This window comes from Paracoccus sediminis (assembly GCF_900188295.1).
Taxonomy (GTDB): Bacteria; Pseudomonadota; Alphaproteobacteria; order Rhodobacterales; family Rhodobacteraceae; genus Paracoccus; species Paracoccus sediminis.
Map to the genome: position 1 here is coordinate 172,464 of NZ_FZNM01000004.1, position 20,661 is coordinate 193,124.

General features: G+C 67.6%; 18 protein-coding genes. 11 read left to right on the top strand and 7 right to left on the bottom strand.

Annotation, left to right across the window (positions count from 1 at the left end; all coding sequences use genetic code 11):
- The first annotated feature begins 1 nt into the window (after window position 1).
- The 7 genes from CHB77_RS08485 to hflX all read left to right on the top strand — a co-directional run bounded on the left by CHB77_RS08485 (window position 2) and on the right by hflX (window position 9,937).
- Window positions 2-1,459 (top strand): response regulator, encoded by a 1,458-nt coding sequence (locus CHB77_RS08485; protein WP_089387766.1) that lies wholly within the window; start codon window positions 2-4, stop codon window positions 1,457-1,459.
- 153 nt (window positions 1,460-1,612) lie between these two features.
- On the top strand, window positions 1,613-3,796 hold the full coding sequence (locus CHB77_RS08490; protein WP_242626578.1) for a sensor histidine kinase NtrY-like: 2,184 nt from the start codon (window positions 1,613-1,615) through the stop codon (window positions 3,794-3,796).
- A complete protein-coding gene (gene ntrX, locus CHB77_RS08495) occupies window positions 3,793-5,184 on the top strand; it encodes a nitrogen assimilation response regulator NtrX (RefSeq protein WP_089387768.1) in 1,392 nt (463 codons plus the stop codon). Before CHB77_RS08490 ends, ntrX begins: the two co-directional genes overlap by 4 nt.
- A 111-nt stretch (window positions 5,185-5,295) precedes the next feature.
- Window positions 5,296-6,672, top strand: a complete 1,377-nt coding sequence (gene trkA, locus CHB77_RS08500) for a Trk system potassium transporter TrkA (RefSeq protein WP_089387769.1) — start codon at window positions 5,296-5,298, stop codon at window positions 6,670-6,672.
- A 6-nt stretch (window positions 6,673-6,678) separates the two neighbouring features.
- Window positions 6,679-8,304 (top strand): potassium transporter TrkG, encoded by a 1,626-nt coding sequence (locus CHB77_RS08505; RefSeq protein ID WP_089387770.1) that lies wholly within the window; start codon window positions 6,679-6,681, stop codon window positions 8,302-8,304.
- 88 nt (window positions 8,305-8,392) lie between these two features.
- Complete coding sequence (gene hfq / locus CHB77_RS08510; protein ID WP_020949330.1) at window positions 8,393-8,626, top strand: RNA chaperone Hfq; 234 nt, start codon at window positions 8,393-8,395, stop codon at window positions 8,624-8,626.
- Complete coding sequence (gene hflX / locus CHB77_RS08515) at window positions 8,627-9,937, top strand: GTPase HflX (protein WP_089387771.1); 1,311 nt, start codon at window positions 8,627-8,629, stop codon at window positions 9,935-9,937.
- A gap of 9 nt (window positions 9,938-9,946) precedes the next feature.
- Here the strand turns inward: hflX and CHB77_RS08520 are convergent, their stop codons facing one another.
- Genes CHB77_RS08520 through CHB77_RS08530 form a run of 3 tightly spaced genes read right to left on the bottom strand, consistent with a single transcriptional unit; the run spans window position 9,947 to window position 12,215 of the window.
- Window positions 9,947-10,606, bottom strand: coding sequence for a uracil-DNA glycosylase (locus CHB77_RS08520; protein WP_089387772.1), 660 nt, complete (start codon window positions 10,604-10,606; stop codon window positions 9,947-9,949).
- Window positions 10,603-11,628, bottom strand: coding sequence for an anthranilate phosphoribosyltransferase (gene trpD / locus CHB77_RS08525; RefSeq protein WP_089387773.1), 1,026 nt, complete (start codon window positions 11,626-11,628; stop codon window positions 10,603-10,605). The genes CHB77_RS08520 and trpD overlap by 4 nt, the downstream gene beginning before the upstream one ends.
- The gene (locus CHB77_RS08530; protein ID WP_089387774.1) at window positions 11,625-12,215 is read right to left on the bottom strand and encodes an anthranilate synthase component II; all 591 of its coding nucleotides are present in this window, start codon (window positions 12,213-12,215) and stop codon (window positions 11,625-11,627) included. Before CHB77_RS08530 ends, trpD begins: the two co-directional genes overlap by 4 nt.
- Before the next feature lie 105 nt (window positions 12,216-12,320).
- Between CHB77_RS08530 and CHB77_RS18630 the strand changes: the two genes are divergently transcribed.
- From CHB77_RS18630 to trpE, 4 genes are all read left to right on the top strand, one after another.
- On the top strand, window positions 12,321-13,070 hold the full coding sequence (locus CHB77_RS18630; protein ID WP_242626577.1) for a hypothetical protein: 750 nt from the start codon (window positions 12,321-12,323) through the stop codon (window positions 13,068-13,070).
- Complete coding sequence (locus tag CHB77_RS08535; RefSeq protein WP_278185011.1) at window positions 13,063-14,247, top strand: aminotransferase; 1,185 nt, start codon at window positions 13,063-13,065, stop codon at window positions 14,245-14,247. Before CHB77_RS18630 ends, CHB77_RS08535 begins: the two co-directional genes overlap by 8 nt.
- A 67-nt stretch (window positions 14,248-14,314) precedes the next feature.
- Entirely contained in the window at window positions 14,315-16,168 is a 1,854-nt protein-coding gene (locus tag CHB77_RS08540) for a peptidylprolyl isomerase (protein WP_242626576.1), read from the top strand.
- Window positions 16,168-17,676, top strand: coding sequence for an anthranilate synthase component I (gene trpE, locus CHB77_RS08545; protein ID WP_089387776.1), 1,509 nt, complete (start codon window positions 16,168-16,170; stop codon window positions 17,674-17,676). Before CHB77_RS08540 ends, trpE begins: the two co-directional genes overlap by 1 nt.
- Before the next feature lie 46 nt (window positions 17,677-17,722).
- On the opposite strand, the gene CHB77_RS08550 is transcribed toward trpE, so the two are convergent.
- The 4 genes from CHB77_RS08550 to fabI form a co-directional block, all read right to left on the bottom strand.
- Entirely contained in the window at window positions 17,723-18,580 is an 858-nt protein-coding gene (locus CHB77_RS08550) for a PRC-barrel domain-containing protein (protein ID WP_131023331.1), read from the bottom strand.
- Between the two features lie 112 nt (window positions 18,581-18,692).
- The gene (gene gpt, locus CHB77_RS08555; protein ID WP_089387778.1) at window positions 18,693-19,190 is read right to left on the bottom strand and encodes a xanthine phosphoribosyltransferase; all 498 of its coding nucleotides are present in this window, start codon (window positions 19,188-19,190) and stop codon (window positions 18,693-18,695) included.
- 12 nt (window positions 19,191-19,202) lie between these two features.
- A complete protein-coding gene (locus CHB77_RS08560) occupies window positions 19,203-19,814 on the bottom strand; it encodes a LysE family translocator (RefSeq protein ID WP_242626575.1) in 612 nt (203 codons plus the stop codon).
- A gap of 9 nt (window positions 19,815-19,823) precedes the next feature.
- Window positions 19,824-20,624, bottom strand: coding sequence for an enoyl-ACP reductase FabI (gene fabI / locus CHB77_RS08565; protein WP_423212886.1), 801 nt, complete (start codon window positions 20,622-20,624; stop codon window positions 19,824-19,826).
- Window positions 20,625-20,661 lie beyond the last annotated feature (37 nt).

Below are 20,661 nucleotides of genomic sequence, written 5' to 3' on the forward strand. Positions count from 1 at the left end.
CATGGACGGAACCGTTCTGATCGCCGACGACGACCGCACCATCCGCACGGTGCTGACCCAGGCGCTGACCCGCGCAGGCTGCCGCGTCCATGCCACCGGCAGTCTGGCGCAACTGTCGAAATGGGTCGAGGAAGGGCGCGGCGATCTGGTCATCACCGACGTGATGATGCCCGACGGCAACGGGATCGACCGGATCCCCGCCATCCGCGAGGCGCGGCCCGACCTGCCGGTCATCGTGATTTCCGCCCAGAACACCATCGTCACCGCCATCCGCGCGACCGAAGCCGAAGCATTTGAATACTTGCCCAAGCCCTTCGACCTGCCCGACCTGATGACCAAGGCGAACCAGGCCCTGTCGCGCCGCCCGCGCAGGTCCGACCCGTTGCCCGATGCCATCCCGGCGCCGCGCCCCGCCGCCGATCCGGCCATGCCGCTGATCGGCCACGCGCCCGCCATGCAGGCGCTGTTCCGCATGGTGGCCCGCGTCCTGAACGCCGACCTGCCCGTGCTGATCGCGGGCGAACCGGGTGTGGGCAAGACCACCATCGCCCGGTCGTTCCACGACCTGTCGGACCGGCGCGATCAGGGGCTTGCCGTCCTTACCTCGGCCGACGCGGCCGAAGATTCCATTGCCCGCGCCGCCGACAAGGCGCGTGGCGGCACGGTCGTCATCGAAAACCCGGCCGGCTTCGAGCCGGCTGCCCAAGCGCGTCTTATCGGTCTGATCGAGGCCTTGGAAAGCGGTCCCGACCGCGCCACGGCGCCGCGCATCGTGGCGACCACCGGCCCGGATCCCCAGGCGGACGTGGCTTCGGGGCGGCTGCGGTCGGACCTGTATTATCGGCTGGCAGGCGTGACGGTGACGGTGCCGCCGCTGCGCGCGCGGGTCGATGACATCCTGCCGCTGGCCGGTCATCTGCTGGCGCGCGCCGCGGCCCAAGGGTTGCCCGACCGCACGCTGGGTGACGACGCCGCAGGGGTGCTGCGCGTGCATGCCTTTCCCGGCAACGTGCGCGAACTGGAAAACATGATGCGCCGCCTGGCCCTGACCGCCAGCGGCGCCACCATCACCGCGTCCGAGATGCGCGAGGCCCTGAACCAGCAGGGCATCGCCCGCCCGGCCCCGATTCCCATGGCGCCCAGTGCCTTCGCACAGCCTGCAAGCGAAGGCCTCGTCTCGCCCGGCTATCAGCTTGGCACCGGCAACGGCCCCCTCTCGGACTCGGTCGAGGCGCATCTGCAACGGTATTTCGACCTGCATGGCGACAGCCTGCCGCCCCCCGGTCTTTATGACCGCATCCTGCAGGAAATCGAACGGCCGCTGTTGCAGGTGGCCCTGGATGCCACGGGCGGAAACCAGCTGAGATGTGCCGACCTGCTGGGAATAAACCGCAATACGCTGCGCAAGAAACTGACCGAGCTGAATATCGAGGTGACACGCCGCCGCAAACTGATGTAAAACCGCCACAGGGGCAGCGCCATCCGTATCGGCGCTGCAACAGAAAGCCGCGTCAGACGGCAAGTGGGGGCTATGGCGGGCACCGCATCAGGGCTGAGCTGGGACAGGCTGGCACAAATCAGACTGCCGCGCCACTGGCGGGGGGGCGTGGCCATGGCCGTCCTGGTCGCGGGCATCCTGCTGGCGGGCGCGACGCTGACCGTGCTGGGGCCATTCGCCCAAGGCGCGGAAAGCCGGATGCTGCGGCTGATCCTGCTGCTGGATCTGGCCTATCTGATCGTCCTGATCGGGTTCATCGTGCTGCGCATGGCCCGGCTTATCACCTCGCGCCGCAGGACTGCCGCCGGATCGCGGCTGCATGCGCGCCTGGTTCTGATCTTTGCCGGGCTGGCTCTGGTGCCGACGGTGCTGGTCGCGCTGTTTGCCGGGTTTCTGGTCAACATCGGGCTTGAAGGGTGGTTTTCGGGCCGCGTCCAGCAGGTCGTCACCACATCGCAGGCAGCGGCCGAGGCGTATCAGGACGAGCACCGGCGCGACCTGACCGAGGATGCCACCGCACTGGCGGGCGTCCTGACCCAGGCGGGCCGCGCCAATCCCATGATCGAAGACGGCGAATTGCGGCTGTTGCTGGGGCAGGGCCAGGCGCTGATCCAGCGGGGGCTGCGCGAAGCCTATGTCATCAACGGCGCAGGAGAAATCCGCGCGCGGGGCGAACGGTCCTATCTGTTCTGGTACGAGGCCCCGACCAGCGCCGACCTGGACCGCGCGCGATCGGGCAGCGTCGTCTTGATCCAGGATTGGCAGAACAACGAATTTCGCGCCCTGGTGGCCCTTCCGCCGCTGGCCGACCGATATCTGTACGTGACCCGCGATGTGGACGGCAGCCTGCTGGGACTGCTGGACGACACCCGCGCCACCGTCGGCAGCTATCGTCAACTGGAACAAACCCGCAGCCAGGTGCTGTTCGAATTCTCGCTGGTATATCTGGCCTTTGCGCTGCTGCTGGTCGCGGCCGCCGTGCTTTTGGGGCTGTGGTTCGCCAGCCGCCTGTCCCGCCCGATCGGCCTGCTGGCCCATGCCAGCGAACAGGTAGGCCACGGCAACCTGGACATCCAGGTGCCCGAACCCGACACCGGCGACGAAATCCAGACCTTGGGACAATCCTTCAACCGCATGACCCGGCAGCTCAAGGCGCAGCGCGACGAACTGATCGACAGCTATCGCACAAGCGACGAACAGCGGCGGCTGTTCGACAACGTGCTGTCTTCGGTCACGTCAGGCGTGATCGGGCTGGATGCGGCGGGGGAAATCGACTTCGTCAACCGCTCGGCCAGCCGCCTGCTGGGGCTGGACCCCAAGCGCGAAATCGATGCCCTCCTGTCCGAGGCCGTGCCCGAATTTGCGCCCCTGTTCGACCGGCTGTCCGCGTCGGTCGCCGAAACCGTGCAGGACGAGGTGCGCCTGATGCGCGAAGGCCGCGTCGAAAGCCTGCTGGTGCGCATGGCGGTGCGGCGCGGCACGGACGGCGACCTGGAAGGCTATGTGGTGGCCTTCGACGACGTGACCGAGCTTGTGACCGCGCAACGCATGGCCGCCTGGGGCGACGTGGCCCGGCGTGTCGCGCACGAGATCAAGAATCCGCTGACGCCGATCCAGCTGTCGGCCGAACGCCTGCGCCGCAAGTTCGGCAGGCTGGCCAGCGCGGAAGACAAGGCGTCGCTGGACCAGTACACGGATGTCATCATCCGCCAGACGGGCGACCTGCGCCGGATCGTGGACGAATTCAGCCGCTTTGCCCGGATGCCCGAACCCGACCGCGCCGAGATCGACCTGGCCGCCCTGCTGCGAGAGGTGGCGCTGTTGCAGCAGGATGCGCTGAAAGGCGCGCTGCACACCCGGATCCCCGATGGGCCGGTGATCGTCGATTGCGACGCTGGGATGCTGCGGCAAGCCTTCACGAACCTATTGAAGAACGCAGGCGAAGCCGTTGAGGAGAAATCGGAAAACCCGCCTGTTGGCTGGGTGCCCCGCATCGTTGTGGACATGCGTTCCGACCACGACGCGGTAACGGTCCGCATCGCCGACAACGGCCCCGGCCTGCCCGCCGACCGATCGCGGCTGTTCGAACCCTATGTGACCATGAAATCCGGGGGCACCGGCCTGGGCCTGCCCATCGTCAAGAAGATCGTCGAGGAGCACGGCGGAAGCCTGTCCCTGTCGGACGGGCCGGACGGCCAAGGCGCGATGGCCGAAATCAGACTGCCGCGGGAACGCCATCCCGTGCGCGGCGCGCAACGAAAAACCAAAACAAAAGAAGATGAGGCAGCACCGACATGAGCGATATCCTGATCGTTGACGACGAACGCGATATCCGCGAACTGGTCGCGGACATCCTGAAGGACGAAGGGTTCGAGACGCGCCTTGCCGCGAACTCGGACGAGGCGCTGGGGGCGCTGAACCAGCATCCGCCCGCCCTGATGATCCTGGACATCTGGCTGAAGGACAGCCGGATGGACGGCATCGACATCCTGAAGCAGGTGAAGCGCAACAACCCCGACGTCCCGGTCATCATCATCTCCGGGCACGGCAACATCGAGATCGCGGTGGCCGCGATCAAGCAGGGCGCCTATGATTTCATCGAAAAGCCCTTCAACATCGACCAACTGATGGTGGTCGTGAACCGGGCCATGGAAACCAGCCGCCTGCGCCGCGAAAACAGCACCCTGCGCCGGGGCGGCGACCGCGCGGCGGACATGCTGGGCCATTCGCTGGCCTTCAAGCGGTTGCGCGACAGCCTGGACAAGGTCGCCAAGTCCAACGGCCGCGTCATGCTGGCGGGGGAACCGGGAACCGGCAAGGAAATGGCCGCCCGGTATATCCATGCCCACAGCCCGCGCGCATCCGCGCCCTTCGTCACCGTGCCCTGCGCCACCATCGAACCCGAACGGATGGAGGAGGTTCTGTTCGGCCGCGAATCCGCCGAACGGGGGATCGAGCCGGGATTGCTGGAACAAGCCCATGGCGGCGTCATCTATTTCGACGAGGTGGGGGACATGCCATTGGGAACCCAGCCGAAAATCCTGCGCGTCCTGACCGAACAGCAGTTCGTGCGGGCCGGGGGCGCCGACCGGGTGCGGGTCGATCTGCGGGTCATATCCTCGACCAACCGCGACCTGCCTGGGGAAATCGCGGCGGGCCGGTTCCGGCAGGAACTCTATGACCGGCTGAACGTGGTGCCGGTCGCCGTGCCGTCGCTGATCGAACGGCGCGACGACATCGCGGTGCTGGGGCGCCATTTCATCGATCATTTTCACCGCACCCAAGGCCTTGCCCCCCGCGATCTGCCGGACGATACCGTGGCGGCGCTGCAATCGATGCGCTGGCCCGGCAACATCCGCCAGCTGCGCAACGTGATCGAACGCGTGCTGATCCTGGCCGAGGGGGCCGGCCCCATCCATCCGGCCGAACTGGAACCCCAGGGCGCAACCCCCGACAACAGCGACGCGCTGAGCCTTGGCCCGCAGATCACTGCCATGGCCCTGCGCGAAGCGCGCGAGATGTTCGAGCGCGAATATCTGGTCGCCCAGATCAACCGTTTCGGCGGCAACATCAGCCGCACCGCGCAGTTCGTCGGCATGGAGCGCAGCGCCCTGCACCGCAAGCTGAAATCGCTGGGCGTCGTCGGCGGGATGCGCCCCGAGGACGAATTGCTGATGGGCAAATAGGCCCGGCCCGGCGCCCGGCCCCCCGCCCGCCGTGCAGGACGGTTGCGCCATCCTTGCCGGCGGCATAGGCAAGGGGGCGGCGCGGTCGGCGTCTGCGGCAGGGGGACGGCCATGAAGATCATCATCTGCGGCGCGGGTCAGGTCGGCTGGCAGATCGCCCGGCACCTGTCGGGCGAACGCAACGACATCACGGTCATCGACACCAACGCCGACCTGATCCGTCGCGCGACCGAGGCGCTGGACGTCCAGGGGGTCACCGGCTTTGCCAGCCATCCCGACGTGCTGAACAGCGCCGGGGCGCGCGACGCCGACCTTCTGATCGCCGCAACCCATTCGGACGAGGTGAACATGGTCACCTGCCAGGTGGCCCATTCGGTCTTTCAGGTGCCGCGCAAGATCGCGCGCCTGCGCAGCAGCGCCTATCTGGATGCGATCTATTCGGATTTCTACACCACCTCTCACCTGCCCATCGACGTGGTCATCAGCCCGGAACGAGAGGTCGCGAACGCCGCGCTGCAACGGTTGTCGGCCCCGTCCACGTTCGATGTGGAAACCTTCATGGGCGGCAAGGTCCAGCTTCTGGGCATCGTTCTGGAAGACGACTGTCCGGCGCTGAACACTCCCCTGCGGCAACTGAGCGAACTGTTTTCCACCCTGCGCGCCATCGTCGTGGGGGTGCGCCGGCAGGGACGGCTGTTCGCGCCCGAACCGGGCGATCAGTTGTTCGCCCGCGACCAGATCTATGTCTTCAGCCACCGCGAGGATGTCGCCCGGACGCTGGAAATCTTTGGCAAGCCGCCATTGAAACAGGAACGGGTGGCGATCATCGGCGCGGGGAACGTGGGCCTTGCGGTGGCACAGGCGCTCGAGGCGCGGCCCGACCGCATCCGAACCAAGCTGATCGAACGCGACCGTGCCCGCGCCGAACATGCCGCCGACCGGCTGGAACGGACCATCGTGCTGAACGGCGACGGCCTGTCCGCCGAACTGCTGGAGGAGGCGGCGGTGCCGTCGGCCGATGCCGTGCTGGCCGTGACGGACGACGACAAGACCAACATCCTGGCGTCCGTCCGCGCCAAGCAGGCGGGGGCCAAGCTGGCCATCGCGCTGATAAACGACCCGACGCTGGTGTCGCTGATGGATGCCCTGGACATCGACGCCTATATCAATCCGCGCGCCACGACCGTATCGACGATCCTGCGCCATATCCGCCATGGCCGGGTGCGCGACATCTATTCCATCGGCGACGCCGAAGCCGAAGTGATCGAGGCGCAGGCCCTGTCCACCTCGCCCATATCGGGCCGGGCGATCCGTGACATCGAATTTCCCGAAGGCGTGCTGATCGGGGCCGTCCAAAAGGGCGACCGCATCGTCAGGCCCGCCCCGGACACCCGGATCGAGGAAGGCGACATCATCCTGATCTTCGCCCTGTCCAAGGATGTCCCCGAGGTCGAGCGCCTGTTGCAGGTCTCGATCGATTTTTTCTGATCCGCCATGACCGTCTTTCTCCGCCTGCCGCTGTTTGTCCTGCTGGCCGCGATAACGGGGCTGTCGATGCTGGTGCCGGCGGCCTATGCCTCGGTCAACAACAACGACGAACTGGCGCGCAACTTCTTTTATTCTGGGCTGCTGGTGCTGGTCGGGGCGGGGATGATCGGGCTGGCCACGTCGGCCGATCCGCGCCCTCCGCGCCCGCGCGACACGCTGCTGGCCATGCTGGCTGTGTTCGGGGGGATGCCGCTGGTCATGGCGCTGCCCTTTGCCGAAAGCATGCCCGACACGGGGCTGTTCAACGCTTGGTGGGAAATGACCTCGGCCCTGACCACCACGGGGGCATCGCTGTATTCGGCGGATCTGCTGCCCATGCCGCTGCACCTGTGGCGCGCGATGGCGGGATGGATGGGGGGGTTCTTCATCCTGACCGCCGCGACCGCCATTCTGGCGCCCCTGCATATCGGCGGGTTCGAGATCATGGAACCGCCGTACGGCCACCGCGAATCCCATCCCGCCATGCCCCGTTCGGCCGGTCCCCTGGATGTCGGTCCGTATCTGTCGTCGGGCTTTCAGACGATCCTGTCCCATCCCCATTACCGGCTGATGCGGTCCGCTGCGGTCGTCTTTCCGCTTTATGCCGGATTGACGCTGGGTCTGTGGCTGATCCTGCTGCTGTTGGGCGATCCGGGGCTGATCGCGCTGTGCCGGTCGATGGGCACCTTGTCCACCAGCGGCATCTCTCCCGTGCTTGGATCGCCGGGCACCGGTTCCGGCCTGCCCGGAGAATTCGCGGTATTTCTGTTCCTGATCCCGGCCCTGTCGCGCCGCTTCTGGCCCGGCGGCGGGCAGTTGCGCGCGACCGACAGGCTGCAAGACGATCCCGAACTGAAAATGGCCGCAGGTTTCGTGGCGGTTGTCGCGCTGTCGCTGTTCGCGCGGCATTTCCTGGGCGCGATCGAAGGCGAACAGGCGCCCGAAGGATCGCTGGAACTGCTGCACGATCTGCGCAATGGCCTGTCCGCGTTCTGGGGCGGGCTGTTCAACGGGCTAAGCTATCTGACCACGACGGGCTGGTCCTCGATCGACTGGCAGGGCGCGCGGGCCTGGTCGGGCCTGACTTCGCCCGGACTGATCCTGGCCGGGCTGGCCATGATGGGCGGCGGGGTCGCCACGACGGCGGGCGGGGTCAAGCTGCTGCGGGTCCATGCCCTGGCGATGCACGGCCAGCGGGAAATGGAACGGATCATCCATCCCAATTCCATCGCCGGGGGCGGGCGCATCGCGCGCAGGCTGCGGCGCGAAGGCGCCTATCTGGCGTTTATCTTCTTCATGCTGTTCGCCACGTCCATCGCCGTGGTGGTGGCCCTTGTCTCGATCCAGCGGATCGAGATCGAGACGGCGACAATCCTGTCCATCGCCGCCCTGACCAACACCGGACCCCTTGCGGGCGCCATCCCGCTGACCCCCGCGTTCGAGGCGACCGCCGGCGTCGCGTCCGCCCCGTGGGAGGGATGGTCGGGCCTGCCGGTGTTCACCAAGACGGTCCTGGCCGGGGCGATGATCGTGGGGCGCATGGAAACGCTGGCGGTCATTGCGCTCTTTTCGCCGCAGTTCTGGCGGCGCTGACAGGCTGGACCCTGGGGCGCTTGCAAGGTTCGCATCAACCGCTTAGATGTGATCCCCGACCTGGGACAGTTGAAAAACGGAAAAAATAATGGCTGGCGACAAGCAGAACTTGCAGGACGCATTCCTTAATCACGTCCGCAAGGCCAAGGTTCCCGTCACGATTTTCCTGATAAACGGCGTCAAGCTGCAAGGCGTCATCACCTGGTTCGACAATTTCTGCGTGCTGCTGCGCCGCGATGGCCAGTCGCAGCTTGTCTACAAGCATGCGATCAGCACCATCATGCCGGGCCAGCCCATTTCGCTGTACGAAGGCGAGGACTGATTGGCGGAACCCACCGCGACCGAGGCCCGGCCCACCCGCGCCTATGTGATCCACCCCGACCTGGCCAGCCGGACCCAGCGGCGTGAACCTGAACACGCCTTGGCCGAGGCCGTGGCCCTGGCCCATGCGCTGCCGGGGATCGAGATCGTCGGCGACGAGGTCGCCCGCCTGCGCAAGCCCGATCCGGGCCGCCTGTTCGGCAAGGGCAAGATGGCCGAGATCGGGCACCGGCTGGACGATGCCGAGGTCGATCTGGTCCTTGTCGACGGGCCGGTCAGCCCGGTGCAGCAGCGCAATCTGGAAAAGGACTGGAGGGTCAAGCTGCTGGACCGGACCGGGCTGATCCTGGAAATCTTTGCCGACCGGGCGCGCACGCGCGAAGGCGTGTTGCAGGTTGAACTGGCCGCGCTGTCCTATCAGCGCACCCGTCTGGTCCGCGCCTGGACCCACCTGGAACGGCAGCGCGGCGGGCTCGGCTTTGTCGGCGGTCCCGGCGAGACGCAGATCGAGGCCGACCGCCGCGCCATCGACGAACAGATGACCCGGCTGCGCCGCCAACTGGAGCGGGTCGTGAAAACCCGCACCTTGCACCGCGCGGCGCGGGCCAAGGTGCCCTACCCGATCGTGGCGCTTGTGGGTTACACCAATGCCGGGAAATCCACGCTGTTCAACCGGCTGACCGGGGCCGATGTGCTGGCCCGCGACATGCTGTTCGCCACGCTGGATCCGACCATGCGCGGCGTTCATCTGCCTAGCGCCGGGGGCGGGCAGGGGCGCAAGATCATCCTGTCGGACACCGTGGGCTTTATCAGCGACCTGCCCACCGAACTGGTCGCCGCCTTCCGCGCCACGCTCGAGGAGGTGTTGGAGGCCGACCTGATCCTGCATGTCCGCGACATCAGCCACCCCGAGACTGAGGAGCAGGCGGCCGACGTGGCCGAAATCCTGGATTCGCTGGGGGTCGATGACGACGTGGCGGCCATCGAGGTCTGGAACAAGATCGACGCCCTGTCGGCCGACACACGCGCCGCGCTGCGCCGCACCGATGCCCGGACCCAGGGCATCCAGGCCGTCAGCGCCCTGACGGGCGAGGGATTGGACGACCTGATCGCCGCCATCGACGCGCGTCTGTCGGACGCGCTGGACGAACCGAAGACGACCGGCACGGTGACGCTGCCCTTCTCGGACGGCCGCCGCCGCGCCTGGCTGCACGAGGCGGGCGTGGTCGAGCGTGAGGAATCGGGCGAAAACGGGCTGACGCTGCATCTGCTGTGGACGGAACGGCAGAGGGCGGGGTTCGAGGCGCTGTAGGCCGGGGCGTCATTTCCCCGCTATCGCCTCTTGGGCCGCCCAGTCCACCGGCCTGCGCCCCTGAGCCGCCAACCAGCCGTTGATCCGTGAAAACGGCCTGCTGCCGAAAAACCCCCGACGCGCAGACAAAGGCGAGGGATGCGCCGTCGCGATCACCAGATCCTGCGGGCGGGGCAGACCAGCCATCGCCTTTTGCGCATGGGCGCCCCACAGCAGAAAAGCCAGCGGTCCGTGTCGCTGCGCCTCGGTCACGGCTTCGCGCGCGAGCCTGTCCCACCCCCATTTTGCGTGCCGCGCGGCATCCCCCGGCGGCACGGACAGGGACGTGTTCAGCAGCAGCACCCCCTGCCGCGCCCAGCCGGACAGATCGCCCGTGGCAGGCGCCGCGCCGATATCGTCGCGCAGTTCGGCAAAGATGTTCTTCAGCGACCGGGGCAGGGCCACGTCAGGCGCGACCGAGAAGGCCAGACCGTTGGCATGGCCGGGCGTGGGATAGGGATCCTGGCCCAGGATGACGACCCGCACATTGTCCGGCGGCGTCGCCTCGAGCGCGGCGAAGACCAGGGCAGGACCGGGCAGCCAGTCGTCAAGCCCTTGCAGGCGGTCACGGATCGCGGGCCAGTCGTCCTGAAAGAAGGGCAGGTGATCCCAGGCCTTTGGCGGCTTCACGTTTCGGGCGCCCCGGTGATATGCGCCAGCCGGTCCAGCCGGGCCTTAGCCGCGCCGCTGTCGATGGATTCGGCGGCCATCGCGGCCCCTTCGTGCAGGTCGCCCGCCTTTCCGGCGATCAGCAGCGCGGCGGCGGCGTTCAGCAGCACCGCATCCCGATAGGCGCCAGGATCCCCGCCCAGCAGCGCGCGGAAGGCTGCGGCGTTTTCATGCGGTTCCCCGCCGATGATCGACTCGAACGGATGGCGGGACAGGCCCGCGTCTTCGGGCACCACGACGAATTCGCTGATGGCGCCGTCCTTCAGCGCGGCCACACGGGTTTCCCCCGCGATGCTGATCTCGTCCGTGCCGTCGGCGCCATGGACCAGCCAGGCCGCATCGCTGCCCAAGTCGCGCAGCACCTCGGCCATGGGGCGGATCCAGTCGGCGCTGAAGGCGCCGGTCAACTGGCGGCGCACGGACGCCGGATTCGTCAGCGGCCCCAACAGGTTGAAGACCGTTCTTGTGCCCAGTTCCGCGCGCGGCGGGCCGACATGGCGCATGGCCGGATGGTGCATCGTCGCCATCATGAAGCAGATGCCGGCGTGGCTAATCGCCTCTTGCGCGACGGTTGGGCCGCCCATGACGTTGATGCCCATGGCGGTCAGCGCGTCGGCGGCCCCCGATTTCGACGACAGGTTGCGGTTGCCGTGCTTGGCGACCGGCACGCCCGCGCCCGCCACCACGAAAGCCGTCGCGGTCGAGATGTTGAGCGTGCCCTTGCCGTCCCCGCCGGTGCCCACGATATCCATGGCGCCGATGGGGGCATGGATGCGGTTCATGCGGGCGCGCATGGCGCGGGCGGCGGCGGCGATTTCATCGACCGTCTCGCCCCGCACCCGCAGCGCCATCAGCAAACCGCCGATCTGGGCGGGCGTCGCCGCGCCGTCGAACAGGGCCGAAAACGCCGCCTCGGCCTCGGATCCCGTCAGGGGGCGGGTGGCCGCGATGCCGATCAGCGGGCGGATGTCGCCGAGGGTCATGCCGCAGCCTCGCGCGGGGTGCAGCGGGCCAGGAAATTCCGGATCATCTCGTGCCCGTGTTCGGATGCGATGGATTCGGGATGGAACTGCACGCCCTCGATAGGCAGGGCCTCGTGGACCAGGCCCATGATCGTGCCGTCGTCGGACGTGGCGGTGACGCGCAGGCAATTCGGCAGGCTTTCCGGTTCCACCGTCAGCGAATGATAGCGCGTGGCCGTCAGGGGGGATTGCAGCCCGGCGAACACCCCGGTGCCGTCGTGGCTGATCGCATCGGTCTTGCCGTGCATGATGCGCACCGCGCGCACGACCTTGCCCCCGAAGGCCTCGCCGATGGCCTGATGGCCCAGGCAGACGCCGAACAGGGGGATGGCGCGGTCGGCCGCCGCCCGGATCAGATCCAGGCAGATGCCCGCCTGCGCCGGATCGCAGGGACCGGGCGAGATCACGATTCCGTCAGGCGCCATCGCCAAGGCCTGATCCACGGTCAGGGCGTCGTTGCGGCGAACCTCGACCTCGGCCCCCGCCTCGGCCAGATAATGCACGAGGTTCCAGGTGAAGCTGTCATAGTTGTCGATCAGAAGGATCATCGCGAACGCCCCGGTATGGTGGCGGTTTCCCCGCCGGAATGGCTCGGCTATAGATGGGCCGAAGCGCGCCGGGGGGTCAAGACCGGCAGGGACACGAAGGGGCACATGGCACGCGGTTTCTGGAGGGGTCTTTTCCATGGCGGCGTGGCCAGCGTCGCTGCGGTGGCCGCACTGTCGCTGGCCGTGCCGTTGCCACAGCCGGAACCGGCGCGGGAACCCGGCGTCGCCCGTCCCGTGCCCATGCCCCAGCCTGCGCCTGTTTTGGAACCGGTGCCCGAACCGGCGCCTGAACTGACGCCCGAACCGACGTCGGTGCCCCGGCCGGAGCCCTCAGCCGCGCGGCCAGCCGATTCCCCGGTCGCGGGCGCGGTCGATCTGCCGGTCGGGTCCGAATTCGGCCGGGGCGGCGATGTGGTGCCACGGCTGCCCGCGCCGCTGGCCGTGGAACGCCCCGCCCAGCCCGAGGCGCCCGCCGTGACCGCGCCGACATCCGAACCCGCGCCCGTGGCCGTGACGGCCGCCGATCCGCGCCCCGAACCTGCGGGCGGGCGCGATGGCCCGGTCCAGACCGCCCCCGTCCTGGGCGAGGACGCCCCCGCGCTCGACCGTCCCGACGCCTTGGCGCGGCGGGCCTTGCCTGCCGCGCCCGACCGGGCCACGGCCAACCAGCCCGACCGCCTGCCGTCGGTTCGTGTGGACGCGCCGCTGGCCGTCCGGCCCAAGCCTGAGCCTGAGCCGGAACCCGTGCGGGCGCCGGTCGCGACGCCGACCCCCAGCCCCGGTCTGCCCGCGCCGATGCCGGATCTGTCGCTGCCCCCCGACCTGTCCGACCTGCAAGGGCTGGCGCGTGACTGACCGCGCCCCCCTGAACCCCACCCTGGCCGCCACCTTCCCGCCCCCGGTGATGGAGGCGCGCCGCTGGCTGGCGGGCGCAACCTTTCCGCCGGACCGTCCTCTCATCAATGTCAGCCAGGCCGCCCCGGTCGATCCGCCGCCCATGGCCCTACGGCAGGTCATGGCCGACGCCGCGCTGCACCGCCCCGAGTCGCATCTTTATGGCCCGGTGCTTGGCAATCCCGACCTGCGGGCCGCTGTCGCCGCAACCTTTTCGCGCCGCTATGGCGGGGCGGTGGGTCCGCATCAGGTGGCCATCACGCAGGGCTGCAACCAGGCCTTCTGCGCGGCGATCACGACCCTGGCGGGGGCGGGGGATCAGGTGATCCTGCCGACGCCATGGTATTTCAACCACAAGATGTGGCTGGACATGCAGGGCATCGACGCGGTGCCGCTGCCCTGCGGGGACGACCTGTTGCCCGATCCCGAACGCGCCGCCGCCCTGATCGCGCCGCGCTGCCGGGCCATCGTGCTGGTCACGCCCAACAATCCGTCAGGCGCGGAATATCCCGCGGAACTGGTGGGACGGTTCTTCGATCTGGCGCAGGCGCATGGGCTGGCGCTGATCCTGGATGAAACCTATCGCGACTTCGACAGCCGCGACGGACCTCCGCACGACCTGCCGACGCGTCCCGATTGGGACCGGACGGTGATCCAGCTTTACAGCTTTTCCAAGGCCTACCGGCTGACCGGGCATCGGGTGGGCGCGTTGATCGCATCGGATGCGCGGATGGCGCAGGTGGAAAAGTTCCTGGACACGGTGGCGATCTCGACCTCGCAACTGGGACAGATCGCGGCCCTGTGGGGATTGGGGAACCTGGGGGACTGGCTGGCGGGGGAACGGCAGGCCATCCTGTTGCGGCGGGATGCCGCGGTTGCGGCGCTGTCCGGGCTGCCCGGCTGGCAGGTCAAAAGCGCGGGGGCCTATTTCGCCTGGGTCCGGCATCCCTTTGCTGCCTCGTCCGCGGATCTGGCCCGGCGGATGGTGGCCGAAATCGGCGTGCTGGCGCTGCCCGGCACCATGTTCGTGCCGCAGGACGATCCGGTCGGTCCCGCCCATCTGCGCATCGCATTCGCCAATATCGACGCGATGCGAATCGCCGAACTGGCAGGACGGCTGCGCGGCTTGCAGGTGTGACAGGCTTGTGGCGGGGCCGCGCGCGGCTTATGGAAACCCGGACGCGACCAGAAGGAAAGGCCGGGCCATGAAGAACCTGCGGACACACGGAAAATCCACCATCGTCTGGGTGCTGATGGGCCTGATGGTTCTGGGCCTCGGCGGCTTTGGCGTGACCAGCTTTTCCGGGGGATCGACCAGCATCGGGTCGGTGGGCGACACCACCATCACCGCCGACGAATATGTCCGGGCCTTGCGCAATCAGTTGAACGCCTATCAGCAGCAGACCGGCCAGGCCATCAGCATGGCGCAGGCCCAGACCATGGGGCTGCCGCAGGCCGTGCAGGCGCAACTGATTGCCGCCGCCGCCCTGGAAGAACAGGCCCGCCGCATCGGCGTGGCCGTGGGCGACGAACAGGTCCGCCAGAACATCCTGGAGGCCCCAGCGTTCCGCGGCCCTACGGGCAGCTTCGACCGCGCCGCCTATGCCGATGTGCTGCGCCGCGAAAATCTCTCCGAGGCCGAGTTCGAGCGCGAGGTCCGCACCGACGAGGCCCGCCTGCTGATCCAGCGTGCCGTCACGGGCGGGGTCGCCGCACCCAAGGTCGCCGTGGACACCACCGCCCGGTGGATCCTGGAACGGCGCGACGTGGCCTGGCGCGAACTGACCCCCGACATGCTGCCCACGCCCATAGCCGAACCCGACGAGGCGACGCTGCGCGCTTGGCACAGCGCCAATGCCGACCGCTTCACCGCCCCGGAACTGCGCAAGATCACCTATGTCTGGCTGACGCCGGAAATGCTGGCGCCCCAGGTGCAACTGGACGAAGCGGCGCTGCGGGCGGCCTATGATGCCAATATCGACGAATATCAGCGCCCCGAACGGCGTCTGGTCAGCCGTCTGGTCTTTCCGTCGGCCGAGGAGGCGCAGGCCGCCAAGGCGCAGATCGACGCGGGCACCGCGCCGTTCGAGGCGTTCGTTCTGGAACGCGGCCTGCAACCCGAGGACGTGGAGGAAGGCGAGGTGTCGCAGGCCGATCTTGGTGCCGCGGGCGAGGCCGTGTTCGCCACCAACCAGACCGGCGTCGTCGGCCCCGTCCAGACGGATCTCGGACCCGCATTGTTCAACATTCATGCTATCCTGGAACCCGTGAACACGCCGTTTGAGGACGCGCGTGAAACCCTGCGGGCCGAGGCGGCGGTCGATCGCGCCGCCCGCGACATCGAGGAGCGGTCGTCCGATTACGAAGACCTGCTGGCCGGCGGCGCGACGCTGGAGCAGGTGGCCGAGGAAACCGAGCTTGAGCTGGGCAGCCTGGACTGGTCCGAGGGCGGCGAACCCGCCGAGGGCAGCATCGCCGGGTATCAGGCCTTCCGCGACCGCGCCGCCGAAGCGTCCGAGGCCGATTTCCCGGAACTTGCCAGCCTTGACGATGGCGGCGTCTTCGCCCTGCGCCTGGACGCCATCGTGCCCCCGACCCTGCGCCCGTTCGAGGACGTCAGGGCCGAGGTCGAGGCCGACTGGCGCCGGTCCGAAACCCATCGCCAGCTTCTGGCCCTGGCCGAGGAACAGCGCCTGGACGCCCCCGCACCCCAGGGTCAACCCGCGCCGGAATGGACCGTGGCCCAGGACATCACCCGTGACGGCTGGATCGAAGGCGTGCCCGCCGACACCGTCGCCCGCGCCTTCGCTCTCTCCGCTCCGGGCGAAATCGGGGTGGTCGGTGCCGAAAACCGGGTCATCCTGCTGCGCCTTGATGCCATCACCAGGGCCGACCTGGCGGCCGAGGATTCCCGGCCTGTCGGCGATGCGGTGAAGGATCGCCTGGACCAGTCGCTGCAATCGGATGTCTTCGATTATTATGCCCGTGCCGTGCAGCGCGAGGCGGGCATCAGGCTGGACCAGTCGGCGGTCGACGCCATCAACGCGCAAGTCCAGTGATGGAATTGACGCCCGACTTTGCCTCGTTCGAGGCGGCGTGGAAGGCTGGCCAGAACCAGCTTGTCACGATCCGGCTGGCGGCCGATCTGGACACCCCCGTCAGCCTGATGCTGAAGCTGACCGACGCCGCGCCCATGTCCTTTATGCTGGAATCCGTGACCGGAGGAGAGGTCAGGGGCCGTTATTCCATCGTCGGCATGAAGCCGGACCTGATCTGGGACTGCCGCGACGGTCGTGCCCGGATCAACCGGCAGGCCCGGTTCTCGTCCGAATTCACGCCGGACGAACGCCCCGCCCTGGAAAGCCTGCGCGCCCTGATCGCCGAAAGCCGGATCGAGGCAATGCCGTCTGGCGTGCCCCCCGTCGCAGCGGGGCTGTTCGGATACCTGGGCTATGACATGATCCGGCTGGTCGAACGTCTGCCCGACGTGAACCCCGATCCGCTGGATTTGCCCGATGCCATGCTGATGCGCCCGTCCGTGGTGGCCGTGCTGGACGGCGTCAAGGGAGAGGTGACATTGTGCGCCCCGGCCTGGCACGACGGCAGCGACAATGCCCGCGCCGCCTATGCCCAGGCCGCCGAACGCGTGATGGATGCGCTGCGGTCGCTGGACCGGCAGCCGTCCGAACCCCGCGCCCTTGGCCATGACGCCCGCATCGGCGAACCCGTGTCGAATTTCAGCAAGGCCGGTTATCTTGCGGCGGTGGAAAGGGCCAAGGATTACATCCGTGCGGGCGATATCTTCCAGGTCGTGCCGTCGCAACGCTGGCGCATGGATTTCCCGCTGCCGCCCTTTGCGCTGTATCGCAGCCTGCGGCGCACCAACCCGTCGCCCTTCATGTTCTTTCTAAACCTGGGGGGGTTCCAGATCGTCGGCGCAAGCCCCGAGATCCTTGTGCGCCTGCGCGACGGAGAGGTCACGATCCGCCCCATTGCGGGCACCCGACCGCGTGGTGCGGACGAGGCCGAGGATCGCGCCCTGGAAGCCGATCTGCTGGGCGATCACAAGGAACTGGCCGAACATCTGATGCTGCTGGATCTGGGCCGCAACGACGTGGGCCGCGTCGCCAGACCCGGCACGGTCCATCCGACCGAACAGTTCGTGATCGAACGTTATAGCCATGTCATGCACATCGTCAGCAACGTGGTCGGGCAACTGCGCGAGGGCGAGGACGCGTTATCCGCCCTGCTGGCGGGGCTGCCCGCCGGAACGGTTTCTGGCGCGCCCAAGGTCCGGGCCATGGAGATCATCGACGAGCTGGAACCGGAAAAGCGCGGCGTCTATGGCGGCGCGGTCGGGTATTTCGCCGCCAACGGCGAAATGGACATGTGCATTGCCCTGCGCACGGGTGTGCTGAAAGACGGGACACTGTATATCCAGGCGGGCGGCGGCATTGTCTATGACAGCGACCCGGAGGCGGAGTTCATGGAAACGGTCAACAAAAGCCGCGCCTTGCAGCGCGCGGCCGAAGGTGCCGCCCGGTTCGTCCGTGGAAACCAGACATGACGAAACGGCCCCCGCGAGAGGGCCGTTTCCAGACGATGCCGCGGGATCAGTTCGCGGGTTCGGTGGTTTCGCCCTCGGGCATCTCGCCTTCGGCCGGCATGGCTCCATCGGCCGGCATCGCACCGTCCGCTGGCATCGCGCCATCGGCGGGCATGGTTCCGTCCGCAGGCATGGTTCCATCGGCCGGCATGGTTGAATCGGCCGGTGCAGGTGCGCCTGTCGCTGCCGGTTCGGTCGAGGTGGTGGCAGCCGCGTCGGGCGTCACAACCGGCGCCGTGGCCGGATCCGCCGTGGTTCCCATCGTATCGGCCGGGGCGGTGGTCATTGTCCCATCGGCGGCAGGGGTCGTCGCCATGGTGCCATCGCCAGCCATGTCCGGGGCGTCTTCCTGCGCGCGGAACACATATTCCGGCGCGGCTTCGGCCTGTTCCTTGGTCAGTTCGCTGGTGATTTCCTGCGCGTCATAGTTGATGGTCAACTGATCCCACGGCACCGCGATCTGCTTTTCGCCGATGCCCAGGAAACCGCCGACGCCGATCACGGCGGCCTTCATGGTCCCGGCCTCTGCATCGACGATCACGTCGTTGATATCGCCGATCGCGGTCCCGTCCGGCGCATTGACCGTCGTGTCGGTGATCCAGTCGATCCGCAGTTCGTTGTCTGCCTGATTCTGTGCGACCATGCCGCTGGCGGCGACCTCGGCCTCGTCGGCCGCAGTATCGGCCTCGTCCATTTCGGTTTCCGCCTCGATGGCGTCGGCGGGGGTCGCATCCGCGCCCATCGGTTCTGCCATCGTGCCGGTCGCGGTATCCGCCGGGGGCGGAGTGGCCGTGGTGTCCTGCGCCATGGCGGGCGCCATCATCAACGGCAGAACCATTGCGGTGCTCAGCATCAGCTTACGCATGTCCAATCCTCCTGAAGTTCCGCGCATGGCCTGTGATGCGCGATTGAGGAAACAATGCCTGACCCGACGGCCGGTTCCGACGGCCGTTCCGAAAAGTGGCTTCTCGGCGCGCTCAGTCCTCGCCGCGGTAGGGCTGGACGTATTGCAATGCCATGTCCCAGGGAAAGAAGATCCAGGTGTCCTGGCTGACCTCGGTCACATAGGTCTGGACCATCGGCTTGCCCTTGGGCTTGGCATAGACCGTGCCGAAATGGGCCTTGGGATACATCTCTCGGATCAGTTCCAGGGTGCGCCCCGAATCGACCAGGTCGTCGATGACCAGAATGCCCTCGCCATCCCCCATCAGCGCGGGATCGGGGGTGTTCAACACGTCGAGCTGCCCTTGCCCGGCCTCGGTCCCAACACCCTTGTAGGAGCGGATGGAGATCGTGTCGATCACGCGCAGGTCCAGTTCGCGGGCAACGATCATGGCTGGAACCAGCCCGCCGCGCGTCACCGCGACGACGGCGCGCCAGTCGGTCCCGTCCAGGCGCCACGCCAGGGCGCGGGCGTCGCGGTGCAATTGGTCCCAGCTGACATGGAAACCCTTTTCATGAGGCAGGCGGTCCATCGTGCTACTCCTTCAAGGACGCAGGATCAGCGACAGCCCCAGGCCGCCGATGGCCAGTCCCGCGGCGCGGTCGATCCAGAATTTGGCTTCATAATACCTGCGCCGCAGCCAAGGCAAAGCCATCAGCGATGCAAGCGCCGTGTAAAATGCCAGTTCGACCGAGACTGCCGTGGCGTAAATCAGCAGCTTGTCGCCCGCCGTCAGCCATGCGGGAAAGATCGACAGCAGGACGGCGGAATAGAACAGCGCCGGTTTCGGGTTCGACAGGTTCAGCACCATCCCGCCGCCGAATCCCATGCCCCGGCTGCTGTCCGCCGGATCCGGCAGCGGATCGCGGGCGTGACGCCACATCTTCCAGGCGATCCAGACCAGATAGGCCCCGCCGGCCGCCTTCAGCGCCGCATAAGTCCAGGGCAGCGCCCTGAAAATCATGGTCAGACCCAGCAGCGCAAAGATGCCCCAGGCCGATGCGCCCACGGCCAGTCCCCAGGCATAGGGCAGCGTGCGCCTGCGTCCCAAGGCGAATGCGCTCTGGCTGACGGCGATCACGCCCGGTCCGGGCGACAGGATCGCCACGGACAGCGTGGCCACGAACAGCGCAAGCTGGTCGGCGCTGATGGTCATTGCCGGCGATCAGTCCTTCTTGACGGTCGCGATGTCGGGCGCATCCACGGCCTTCATGCCGACGACATGGTATCCCGCATCGACGTGATGCGTTTCCCCTGTCACGCCCGCGCCCAGCCGCGACAGCAGATACAGCGCGGAATTGCCCACGTCCTCGGTCGTCACGTTGCGCCGCAGGGGCGAGTTCAGTTCGTTCCACTTCATGATATAGCGGAAATCGCCGATGCCGCTGGCGGCCAGCGTCTTGATCGGACCCGCGCTGATCGCATTGACGCGGATATTGTCCTTGCCCAGATCCTCGGCCAGATAGCGGACGCTGGCCTCCAGGGCGGCCTTGGCCACGCCCATCACGTTGTAATGCGGCATCACCCGTTCCGCGCCGTAATAGGTCAGCGTCAGCAGGCTGCCGCCGTCGGGCATCATCGCCGCCGCATGGCGCGCCACGGCGGTGAAGGAATAGACCGAAATGTCCATGGTCATCAGGAAATTGTCGCGCGTCGTGTCGGCATAACGGCCGCGAAGCTGGTCCTTGTCGGAAAAGCCGATGGCATGGACCACGAAATCCAGGCTGTCCCATTCCTGCCGCAGCGACTGGAACAGCGCATCGACCGACGCCTCGTCGCTGACATCGCACGGCAGCACCAGCGACGATCCAAGCTGGGCCGCCAGCGGCTCGACCCGCTTTCTCAGCGCATCGCCCTGAAAGGAAAAGGCAAGCTCGGCACCCTCGGCGGCGACGGCGCGGGCGATTCCCCAGGCGATCGACTTGTCATTGGCCAATCCCATGACCAGACCGCGTTTCCCGGCCATCAGGCCCCGCCTGTGCTCGCTTGACATGTGCTGCCTC

Coding starts and splice junctions, on each gene's coding strand:
- CHB77_RS08485 (WP_089387766.1), top strand. CDS start 2: ATGGACGGAACCGTTCTGATCGCCGACGACGACCGCACCATCCGCACG.
- CHB77_RS08490 (WP_242626578.1), top strand. CDS start 1,613: ATGGCCGTCCTGGTCGCGGGCATCCTGCTGGCGGGCGCGACGCTGACC.
- ntrX (WP_089387768.1), top strand. CDS start 3,793: ATGAGCGATATCCTGATCGTTGACGACGAACGCGATATCCGCGAACTG.
- trkA (WP_089387769.1), top strand. CDS start 5,296: ATGAAGATCATCATCTGCGGCGCGGGTCAGGTCGGCTGGCAGATCGCC.
- CHB77_RS08505 (WP_089387770.1), top strand. CDS start 6,679: ATGACCGTCTTTCTCCGCCTGCCGCTGTTTGTCCTGCTGGCCGCGATA.
- hfq (WP_020949330.1), top strand. CDS start 8,393: ATGGCTGGCGACAAGCAGAACTTGCAGGACGCATTCCTTAATCACGTC.
- trpD (WP_089387773.1), bottom strand. CDS start 11,628: ATGACCCTCGGCGACATCCGCCCGCTGATCGGCATCGCGGCCACCCGC.
- CHB77_RS08530 (WP_089387774.1), bottom strand. CDS start 12,215: ATGATCCTTCTGATCGACAACTATGACAGCTTCACCTGGAACCTCGTG.
- CHB77_RS18630 (WP_242626577.1), top strand. CDS start 12,321: ATGGCACGCGGTTTCTGGAGGGGTCTTTTCCATGGCGGCGTGGCCAGC.
- CHB77_RS08540 (WP_242626576.1), top strand. CDS start 14,315: ATGAAGAACCTGCGGACACACGGAAAATCCACCATCGTCTGGGTGCTG.
- trpE (WP_089387776.1), top strand. CDS start 16,168: ATGGAATTGACGCCCGACTTTGCCTCGTTCGAGGCGGCGTGGAAGGCT.
- CHB77_RS08550 (WP_131023331.1), bottom strand. CDS start 18,580: ATGCGTAAGCTGATGCTGAGCACCGCAATGGTTCTGCCGTTGATGATG.
- gpt (WP_089387778.1), bottom strand. CDS start 19,190: ATGGACCGCCTGCCTCATGAAAAGGGTTTCCATGTCAGCTGGGACCAA.
- CHB77_RS08560 (WP_242626575.1), bottom strand. CDS start 19,814: ATGACCATCAGCGCCGACCAGCTTGCGCTGTTCGTGGCCACGCTGTCC.
- fabI (WP_423212886.1), bottom strand. CDS start 20,624: ATGGCCGGGAAACGCGGTCTGGTCATGGGATTGGCCAATGACAAGTCG.